The sequence below is a fragment of the Stenotrophomonas sp. IS26 genome (assembly GCF_054188265.1).
The window spans coordinates 122,572-131,829 of the sequence record NZ_JBSZJV010000012.1 but is presented as its reverse complement, the minus strand read 5'-3'; the positions used below and the strand labels follow the sequence as shown (position 1 = coordinate 131,829).

Sequence of the window (9,258 nt, the reverse complement as noted above, 5' to 3'; positions counted from 1 at the left end):
AGGCTTTCGTCGTTGCGAGCCGCCTATTATGTCAGGCTTTTCGTTTCCGTCAACACCTTCTTTCGAAGGTTGTTGCCGTCGCTGCGGGTGGGTGTTCACCGGGGTGAAGACCGCGTCGCAGCGAGGGAGCGAATACTAAAGACTTCTGAAAATTCGTCAAGCGTTTTCGTCGATCTTTTTCATCAACGCGTCATCCATACGTGCTGCTCATCAACAAGCGCGGCAGCACGCGCGTTGCGCGTGCTGCCGCTGGCTTGCTAACAATGCATCTCCAGTCATCAGGAATGCATGCGATGTCCGCGGTAGGCAAACGTTCGTTGTGGCGCGATCTCTCCCTGCCTGCGGTGATGGCGGGCTTCATTACGGTATTGGTGGGCTTCGCCAGTTCGGCGGTGATCGTGTTCCAGGCCGCACGCGCGGTTGGCGCCGACCAGGCGCAGATCGCCTCGTGGATGTGGGCGTTGGGCCTTGGCATGGGCGTGACCTGTATTGGTCTGTCACTGCGCTATCGGATGCCGGTCGTCACTGCATGGTCCACGCCGGGTGCGGCAATGCTCGTGGTGGGTGCGGGCGCGGTCGGCTACAGCGATGCGATCGGTGCGTTCGTCCTTGCCGCGGTGCTGGGCATGCTCGCCGGCTTCTCGGGGATCTTCGCGAAGTTGATGAAGCGTGTGCCGATGGCGCTGGCCGCGGGCATGCTTGCTGGCGTACTGCTGCGCTTCGGTCTGGATGTGTTCGTCTCGATGGGCACCCAGCTGGGCATGGCATTGGCGATGTTCGCCACCTGGCTGATCGGGCGACGGCTGTTCCCGCGCTATGCGGTGATCGCCACGCTGCTTGTCGGTGTCATGGTGGCGGCCGGTCAGGGGCTGCTTCATATGCAGGACGTGCGGCTGGAGCTGGCCACGCCGGTGTTCACCTGGCCAACGCTGTCGTGGTCGGCGGTGTTCGGCATCGCTCTGCCCCTGTTCGTGGTGACCATGGCCTCGCAGAACATCCCGGGCGTGGCGGTGATCCGCGCCTCCGGCTACGACACGCCGGTATCGCCGGTGATCGGCTGGATCGGGGTGGTCAATACGCTGCTCGCCCCCTTCGGCGCCTTTGGGCTCAATCTGGCCGCAATCACGGCGGCGATCTGCATGGGGCGCGAAGCACACGAGGATCCGGCGCGGCGTTACACCGCAGCCGTGGCCGCGGGCGCCTTCTATATCGTGGTCGGGCTGTTCGGGGCGACGGTGGCGGCCGTGTTCGCCGCCTTCCCCAAGGAACTGGTGGCCTGCGTGGCCGGGATCGCGCTGTTCGGCACCATCGCCAACAGCCTGGCGATGGCCCTGCGTGAGGAGGCCGATCGCGAGGCGGCCCTGGTGACCTTCCTGGTCACCGCCTCGAGCCTGTCGCTGGCCGGGATCGGCTCGGCTTTCTGGGGGCTGGTGGCCGGCGGCATCTGCCTGGTGGCGTTGCGACCGCGCCCGGTCGCCCACTGACGGGTCACGCGCCTTCAACTACCCGCAGCACGACGAACAGCGCCAGGCCCACACCCAGCGCGAGCCGGCTGGTACCCCCGCGGCGCACCAGTTCCGCGTTGATCCGCTCCGGCTGCCCGGTAAAACGGGCCTGCGCCCGCGCCACCATGCGGCGGCAATGCCAGCGGTACAGCGCATTGCCGAAGATGCCCAGCGAGAGCTGCACACCCAGCGATAACACGACGCCGCCCACCGCCAGGTCCAGCAGGACCATCGCCATGCCAATGGCGAAATCGGCGATCAGCACCGCCAATGCCACCAGGTACATGCGCCGGTACATGAGCCAGTGGAAGCCAAACAGGACGGCCGGCCAGTGCCACGGGCGCGGCCAGCGGCCACCGGCGTCATCCAGATGCCAGCGACGGGCATACAACGCGAAGTTGTCGCCCACCGCCTTCGCCAGCAGCGGATGGCGGTCATGCACCGCCACGGCCGCATCGATCTGGGCGTCGATCATGGCCTCGTGCATGGCGGTGCTGGGCGCGCGATAAGGATTCCCGGCACTCTCGTCGATCCGGGCCGGGGGCGGAACCGTACTCATAGCGGGCGAACCGCCAGCGTCTGCTGCAACACGTGCTGCGCACCCGGCGCCAGGGTCACCACATCCGGGCCGGCATTGGCCGCCTCCAGGCACACATAGTTGCGCCAGCCGGCCCCGACATCGGCCATCTTGCTGGCGCCCGCCTCGCCCGGGTTCCACGCGACCAGCGAGCGGCTGCCGCTCGTGGTGATCTCGATGCGGCGCTTCAGGCCCGGGTCCTTGAGCAGATAGCGGCCACCGGCCTGGGTATAGATGCGGTCGCTGCGGCCGGGATCGCGCGGGTCGCGCAGGCTCCAGTCGCCCTGCTGCTGGCGCGGGGTCGCGTAGTTCTCGAACTTGTCCAGGTAGGACAGGCCATCCAGGCCTTCCACGCTGACCTGCATCGCATCGCTGACATGGAAGTAGTTGTGCAGGGCTTGGGTGAAGGCGACCGGCTGGCGGCCGGTGTTCTCAGTGATCAGGCGCTGTTCCAGGGTGCGGCCGATCCGCAGTTCCATGCGCAGGCGCAGATCCAGGTTCTCCAGCACCGGCGGGGCCAGGGTCAGCACCATGGTGCCATCGGCCTCGCGACGGGCCTGCTGCAGGGTCCATGGCACGTTGCGGACGAAGCCATGCGAAGGGACGTCATTGCCCTGCCCCTGGCGGCCGAAATACGGCCAGCACACGGGGCTGCCGCCACGGATCGGGGTCGGCAGCGGCTGGGCGCTCGGCGAGAGCCACATCACGTCCTGCCCGCCCTTGGGCACATAGGACAGCAGCTGGCCACCGAACACGCTGATCGCAGCGGTGGCGAACGGGGTCTCGACCCTCCACGCGGGGAAGCCCTGGATGTCGGCCAGGCTGAGTCCGGGCACCTTGGGCAGGGCAGCGCGCGGCGCGGCCGGCGACTGGACGTATTGGGCATGGTTGGGCGGCAGGGTGAACACGGTGGATGCGGGCATGGTCGGTGTGGAAGAAGGAGGAGCACCGCGCAGGGCGGTGAGGATGCGCTGGCCGGCACGGCCATCGGCGGGGGCCCAGCCCAGGCGCTGCTGCTCGGCCTGGATGGCGCGGCGGGTGGCGGTACCGATCATGCCGTCCGCCGTACCGATGTCGTGGCCGCGGGCCAGCAACAGGGTCTGCAGCTCTCGGCGTTCGGTACGGCCGATGCCAGGATCATCGGTTGGCCAGGCGGCGACGATACCCGGGCCACCCCGCAGGCGATCGGCCAGGGTGGCGATCGCCAGGGCATAGCTCTCGGCGGCGTTGTAGGCGTAGATCGCGTCGTAGTTGCGGAACACCAGCCACGCCGGGCCCTTGGCACCGGTCGGGAGCAGCAATGCGGCAGTGCTGTCGGCGGGCAGCCCGGCCGGCGCCAGCGTTCCGCCGGCAACCGGCACGATGCCCAGCGCGCGCCAGTCGGCCAATGGCTTGCGCTGGGTGCGGCCGGCTTGGGCGGTGTTGAAGCCGGCCGGGATCTTCACCTCGATGCCCCACGGCTGCCCGGTGCGCCAGCCGGCCTTCTTCAGATAGTTGGCGGTGGAGGCCAGCGCATCGGGAATGGAGGCGACCAGATCGCGACGACCATCACCGTCACCATCCACCGCGATACGCGCATAGGTAGACGGCATGAACTGGGTGTGGCCGAAGGCGCCGGCCCACGAGCCGGTCAGGCCCTCGGCGCGCAGGTCGCCGGCATCGATCAGCTTGATCAGGGCCAGCAGTTCACCGCGGAAAAAGGGCTGGCGGCGGCCTTCGCAGGAGAGCGTGGCCAGCGACTGCAGCAGCGGGCGCTTGCCGAACACGCGCCCGTAATCGCTCTCTACGCCCCAGACCGCGACGATGGTGGCCGGATCGACGCCGTACTCGGCCGAAACACGGGCCAGCAGATCACGGTGCTCGATCAGACGGGCGCGCCCGTCATCGACGCGCTGGGTATCCACCAGCGCGGCCAGGTAGTCCCACAACGGGGTGGTGAACTCCGGCTGCGCATCCAGCAGCGGCAGCACGCTGGGATCGGGGGTCAGCCCGGCGGTGAGCACGTCGAAACGCTCAGCCGGGATGCCCTGCTTGCCGGCCTGGGCCTTGAGGGTGACCAGGCACGTGGAGAAGGCGTCCGGCGCGGCGACCGCGAGCGAGGGTACGCCGAGCCACAGCCCGGACAACAACAGGGGCGACCATCGCATTGGCGGAATCCTTGCAGCCAGTGGACCTGCATCATAGCGGCAATGCCGCGCAGGTCAGGCCGGCTGCAGCAGGCGCAGGCCGAAGGCGGGATCGGTCGCGTTCCAGTGCGCCGTCACCTGCAGCCCGGCATCCGCGGCCATCCGGGCGAACACCGCATCGGTGTATTTGTGGCTGTACTCCACGGTCATCGCTTCGCCTTCGGCGAAATCGAAGCTCTGCCCATCCAGCTGCACGCGCTGGTCGCGCTGGCTGATCAGCTCGGTTTCGATGCGCAGGCGCGGCACGCTGTAGCGGGCGCGGTGGCGGAAGCCCTCCAGATCGAAATCGCTGCCGATGTCGCGGTTGAGCCGGCGCAGCAGATTGAGGGTGAACTCGGCGGTGACCCCGGCGGCATCGTTGTACGCCGCTTCGATCAGCGCCGCGTCCTTGTGCAGGTCGATGCCGATCAGGGCCATGCCATCCGGGCCCATGGTCTGGCGCATCGCCTTCAACAGTGCGATGGCGTCGTCATGGGCGAAGTTGCCCAAGGTCGAGCCGGGGAAGAACACCAGGTGGCGGGCCGGATCGCGCTGCGGCGATGGCAACTGCACCGGCTGGGTGAAATCCGCGCAGACCGGCAGCATTTCGATCTCTGGCAGCGAGGGCGCGAGCCGGGTGATGCTGTCCAGCAACGCAGCGCGGGAGATTTCGATCGGGGTGTAGGCGACCGGGTCCCGCAGCGCATGCAGCAGCAGTTCGGTCTTGCGCCCGCTGCCACTGCCGAGCTCGACCACATGCAGGCGTGGGCCGACCACCTTGGCAATGTCACGCGCGCAGTCCTGCAGCAGCTGCAGCTCGGTGCGGGTCGGGTAGTACTCCGGCTGCTGGGTGATCTGCTCGAACAGCGCCGAGCCCTGCGCATCGTAGAAGTACTTGGAGGGCAGCTGCCGCGGTGTGGAGGACAGGCCACGCAGGATGTCGGCGGTGATCTGGTCCCGATCCGGCTGCAGATCGGTCAGCGCTTGGAGTGCATCACGGACCGAACTCATGCGGCGTCCCGGGCCAGGCGCAGGCCGGCGAACTGCCACCGGGCCGACGGCGCGAAGAAATTGCGGTAGCTGGCGCGCAGGTGATCTGCCGGGGTGGCGCAGCTGCCCCCGCGCAGCACCCACTGCCCGCACATGAATTTGCCGTTGTACTCGCCGAGGTTGCCCGGGAAGGTGCGGAAGCCTGGATACGGCCCATAGGCGCTGCTGGTCCATTCCCAGACATCGCCGAACAGCTGGACGATGTCGCCCTCCTCCTCCGCGCCGCCCGGGTGCAGCGCATCGGCGTCGGCAAAGCGACCACGCAGGGCGCGGCCGGCCGTCGCCGCTTCCCACTCGAACTCCGTGGGCAGGCGGGCGTCGCACCAACGCGCGTAGGCGTCGGCTTCGAAATAGCTGAGATGGCAGACCGGTGCGTGGGGGTCGAGCGCACGCCAGCCGCCGAGGGTGAACTCGCGCGCCAGCGCGTCATCCCAGTACAGCGGGTGCTGCCACTGCTGTTCCTGGCACAGCGTCCAGCCTTCGCTCATCCACCAGCGCGGCTCGCGGTAACCACCGGCCTGCACGAACTGGCGGTACTCCTCATTGCTGACCGGGCGGTTGGCCAGCGCATGCGCGGGCACCAAGGCGCGGTGGACCGGCGATTCGTTGTCATAGGCGAACGTGGGGCGGGTGGGCCAGACCGGCGCGCCGATCTCCACGATCTGTTCGAGACTGCTGAGCCACCGCAGCGGCAGCGCACGGGCCGGCGCCGCGACAAGATCCTCGCGATAGGCCGGCTGCAGCGGGTTGGACCAGAACGCGTGCTTGATATCGGTCAGCAGCAGTTCCTGGTGCTGCTGCTCATGGTGCAGGCCGAGCAGAAGCTGATGCTGGGCCTGCTCGCTCAGATTGCCGGCCTGCAGTGCGGCGAGCACGCGCTGATCGATCTCCGCGCGGAAGTGCAGCACCTCGTCCAGCGTCGGGCGCGAGAGCAGGCCGCGCTGTGGGCGTGCATGGGCCGGGCCAATGCTCTGGTAGTAGCTGTTGAACAGGTAGTGCCAGTCCGCATCGATCGGAGCGTAGCCGGGGCGGGTCGCCAGCACGAAGCGCTCGAAGAACCACGTGGTATGGGCCAGGTGCCATTTCGCCGGGCTGGCGTCGGGCATGCTCTGGACCATGGCATCTTCGGCACTGAGCGGTGCGGCCAGCGCGAGCGTGCGTGCACGCACGGTGGCGTAGCGGACGGCCAGCGGCGATGGCGGGGCGGCAGTGTGCGGTAGTGCGGCAGCGACGGCGGTATTCATTGCGGTGAGGATCGACCAGCCGGGGTGAGTGCCACGTCATGGCACCGCATCGATCCGGTGACATTGCTCAAGTTGAATACGCGCAGGCCGCTACCGGGGAAGACCCATCGCCTGTGTAGTCCGGTTTGCACGCTGCAGCCACGGCGCGCCGGCCACCACGTGGACCCCTTCTTGCGGACGCATCTGCTACGCCAGCCCAGTCACTATCTGTTCGTGCTGCCTGCAGTACTGGTGGCGCTGGGATTGTGGGCCGCCACCCCCGCGGCGGAAGCCGGCAGTTCGGTGCATCGCCTGCTGCCGATGGTGCTGGCCTGCCTGGGTGTCGGCCTGGCGCTGATCTACAACCGCGTCCGGGCGCTGTGCCTGATGCTGGCCATCGCCTCGGCGTTCGCCCTGCTGCATGGTGTGGTCGGCACGTTCCTGCGCGATGGCGTTGTTTCGGCGCTGACCCCGCTGATCTTCCACGCGGTGTCGTGGTGGCTGCCACTGCTGTTCCTGCTGCATGGGCTGTGGCCCGAACGCGGACGGCTGCGCCAGGACCTGTTGCTGCGTGGCGTGGTCAGCGGGACGGCCCTCGGCATTTTCCTGCTGATGGCCGCACAAGGCCCGGTCGGCATGCATGCCTTGTTGTCGGACCGCCACCTGCCGTGGCTGCCGAGTGGCTGGAATGCGCTGGCCCAGCTGCCTGCGCTGTTGTTCGCGGTGACGACGGTCGCGCTGGCGGTACAGGCCTGGCGCCAGCCCCGGCCGCTGCACACCGCCCTGCTGATCGCCCTGCTCTGCCTGTGGTGGATGCTGCCACGGGTGTTCGTCTCGCCGGCCCTGCTGCCCGCCGTCAGCTGCATGGCGCTGTTGCTGGTCATCTCGGCGATGCTGCAGGAAGCCTTCCACATGGCCTTCCGCGATGAACTCACCGGGTTGCCCGGCCGCCGCGCGTTCAATGAATGCCTGCAGCGGGTCGGGGCCACCTACACCATCGCCATGGTGGATGTGGATCACTTCAAGCGCTTCAACGATACCCACGGCCACGATGCCGGCGATGACGTGCTCAAGCTGGTGGCCGCGCGCCTGTCCGAGATCGGGGGCGGTGGCCGCGCATTCCGCTACGGCGGCGAAGAGTTCGCGCTGGTGTTCCTGGATCGCCCTGCCCCGGCCTGCGTGGCGTCGGTGGAGGAAATCCGCGCCAGGATCGAAGGCGTCCGCATGCATCTGCGTGACCGGGCCGCGCGCAGCCGCGACGATGCGGTGGGGCAGCTGCAGCGTGGACGCGGTGGCAGTGGCGAGGTGGTGCAGGTGACGGTGAGCATCGGCGTGGCCGACAGCCGGGTCGCCGACAGCCCGCAGGCAGTGCTCAAGGCCGCCGACCAGGCCCTGTATGCAGCCAAGGACGCCGGCCGCAACTGTGTGCGTGCGCTTGGGCAGCAGGGCACCGTGCCGGTGCGCGCCAACGCGCTGGCTCAGGGCAACGCGTCGAGATAGAACCAGCGGCCGTCTTCGCGGACGAAGCGGCTGTGTTCGAGCATTTTCACCGCACTGCCGCCGCCGACCTTGTAGCGCGCGGTGAAGCGGACCTGGGCGTGGTCGGCATCTGAACGGGTATGTGCGTGGATCGTCAGCCCCAGCCACTGGGTGCGCTGGCCGGGTGCTTCGTCCAGCGACAGCTCGCCCGGGCGCGTGGACGGGTGCCAGCTGGCCAGCAGGTACTCGGCCAGGTGGCGCACGTAGGCGCTGTAGCGCGAGCGCATCAGCGCTTCGGCATCCGGCGCGGGGGTGCCGGCGTGGTAGAGGCCGCAGCAGGCGGTGTAGGCCAGTGGGTGGCCGCAGGGACAGGGATCGGAGAGGGCGGTGGTCATGGGGGTATTGTCGCGCGATGACCGGGCGTATGCTGGCGCGCCTTCTGCCGCGATGTGCCGCCGTGCTTGAGCTGGTTCCCCCTGAACTGTTGTGGTTGGTGGCGATCGCCTTCATCGCCGGCCTGGTGGATGCCGCCGTCGGCGGCGGTGGACTGGTGCAGTTGCCCGGGTTGTTCACGGTCCTGCCGCAGCACACGCCGGCGATGCTGTTCGGCACCAACAAGTTCAGCTCGATGTTCGGCACGGCCGCCGCCGCGTTCCGCTACGCGCGCAATGTGCGCTTCCCGTGGCGGCCGGTATTGTTCGCGGCCGGCACGGCCTTCGTGTTCTCCTTCGCCGGGGCCACGGCGGTCAGCCTGCTGCCCAAGGATGCGGTGCGCCCGCTGGTGCTCGTGCTGCTGGTGGCGATGCTCGGCTACACGCTGTGGAAGAAGGACTTCGGTGCCCTGCACCGCCCGCGCGAGATCGGCCGCAAGGAGCTGGTCACCGCGTTGGCGATCGGTGCGGTGATCGGGTTCTATGACGGCTTCTTCGGGCCCGGCACCGGCAGCTTCCTGATCTTCCTGTTCGTGCGCTTCTTCGGGTTGGACTTCCTGCGTGCGTCTGCCGCCTCCAAGGTGGTGAACCTCGCGACCAACGTGGCGGCGATCTCGTTCTTCGTGCCGACCGGCAACATCCTGTGGCTGTTCGCGCTGCCGATGGCCGCGGCCAACATCATCGGCTCGGTGGTCGGCACGCGGATGGCGCTGCGCGGTGGCACGCCCTTCATCCGCAAGCTGTTCGTCGGCCTGGTGGTGGTGCTGATCGCCCGGATGGGCTGGGATACCTTCGGCGGTTAGCCGGACGGGCCAGCCCTGGGGCTGA

9 protein-coding genes are annotated in these 9,258 nt (G+C 68.3%); 4 read left to right on the top strand and 5 right to left on the bottom strand.

Annotated features, from left to right (window positions below; genetic code table 11):
* Together ACW6W5_RS12340 and ACW6W5_RS12335 are read left to right on the top strand one after the other, a co-directional pair.
* Positions 1-261, top strand: a 261-nt coding sequence (locus tag ACW6W5_RS12340) for a hypothetical protein (protein WP_226956638.1), incomplete at its 5' end; no start/stop codon positions are given.
* 32 nt (positions 262-293) lie between these two features.
* On the top strand, positions 294-1,484 hold the full coding sequence (locus ACW6W5_RS12335) for a benzoate/H(+) symporter BenE family transporter (RefSeq protein ID WP_152152840.1): 1,191 nt from the start codon (positions 294-296) through the stop codon (positions 1,482-1,484).
* A gap of 4 nt (positions 1,485-1,488) precedes the next feature.
* Here the strand turns inward: ACW6W5_RS12335 and ACW6W5_RS12330 are convergent, their stop codons facing one another.
* The 4 genes from ACW6W5_RS12330 to egtB are packed head-to-tail and all read right to left on the bottom strand — an operon-like array spanning position 1,489 to position 6,541.
* Entirely contained in the window at positions 1,489-2,064 is a 576-nt protein-coding gene (locus tag ACW6W5_RS12330) for a DUF2628 domain-containing protein (RefSeq protein ID WP_121043616.1), read from the bottom strand.
* The gene (locus tag ACW6W5_RS12325; protein ID WP_152152838.1) at positions 2,061-4,229 is read right to left on the bottom strand and encodes a lytic murein transglycosylase; all 2,169 of its coding nucleotides are present in this window, start codon (positions 4,227-4,229) and stop codon (positions 2,061-2,063) included. The genes ACW6W5_RS12330 and ACW6W5_RS12325 overlap by 4 nt, the downstream gene beginning before the upstream one ends.
* 54 nt (positions 4,230-4,283) lie before the next feature.
* Positions 4,284-5,258 (bottom strand): L-histidine N(alpha)-methyltransferase, encoded by a 975-nt coding sequence (gene egtD, locus ACW6W5_RS12320; protein WP_121043622.1) that lies wholly within the window; start codon positions 5,256-5,258, stop codon positions 4,284-4,286.
* A complete protein-coding gene (gene egtB, locus ACW6W5_RS12315) occupies positions 5,255-6,541 on the bottom strand; it encodes an ergothioneine biosynthesis protein EgtB (RefSeq protein WP_152152836.1) in 1,287 nt (428 codons plus the stop codon). Before egtB ends, egtD begins: the two co-directional genes overlap by 4 nt.
* Positions 6,542-6,712: 171 nt before the next feature.
* On the opposite strand from egtB, the gene ACW6W5_RS12310 reads away from it, so the two are divergent.
* On the top strand, positions 6,713-8,020 hold the full coding sequence (locus tag ACW6W5_RS12310; protein ID WP_121043629.1) for a GGDEF domain-containing protein: 1,308 nt from the start codon (positions 6,713-6,715) through the stop codon (positions 8,018-8,020).
* Here ACW6W5_RS12310 and ACW6W5_RS12305 read toward each other — a convergent pair.
* Entirely contained in the window at positions 7,999-8,394 is a 396-nt protein-coding gene (locus ACW6W5_RS12305) for a YchJ family metal-binding protein (RefSeq protein ID WP_121043632.1), read from the bottom strand. The genes ACW6W5_RS12310 and ACW6W5_RS12305 overlap by 22 nt on opposite strands.
* A 62-nt stretch (positions 8,395-8,456) precedes the next feature.
* On the opposite strand from ACW6W5_RS12305, the gene ACW6W5_RS12300 reads away from it, so the two are divergent.
* A complete protein-coding gene (locus ACW6W5_RS12300; RefSeq protein ID WP_121044016.1) occupies positions 8,457-9,233 on the top strand; it encodes a sulfite exporter TauE/SafE family protein in 777 nt (258 codons plus the stop codon).
* Positions 9,234-9,258: the final 25 nt, after the last annotated feature.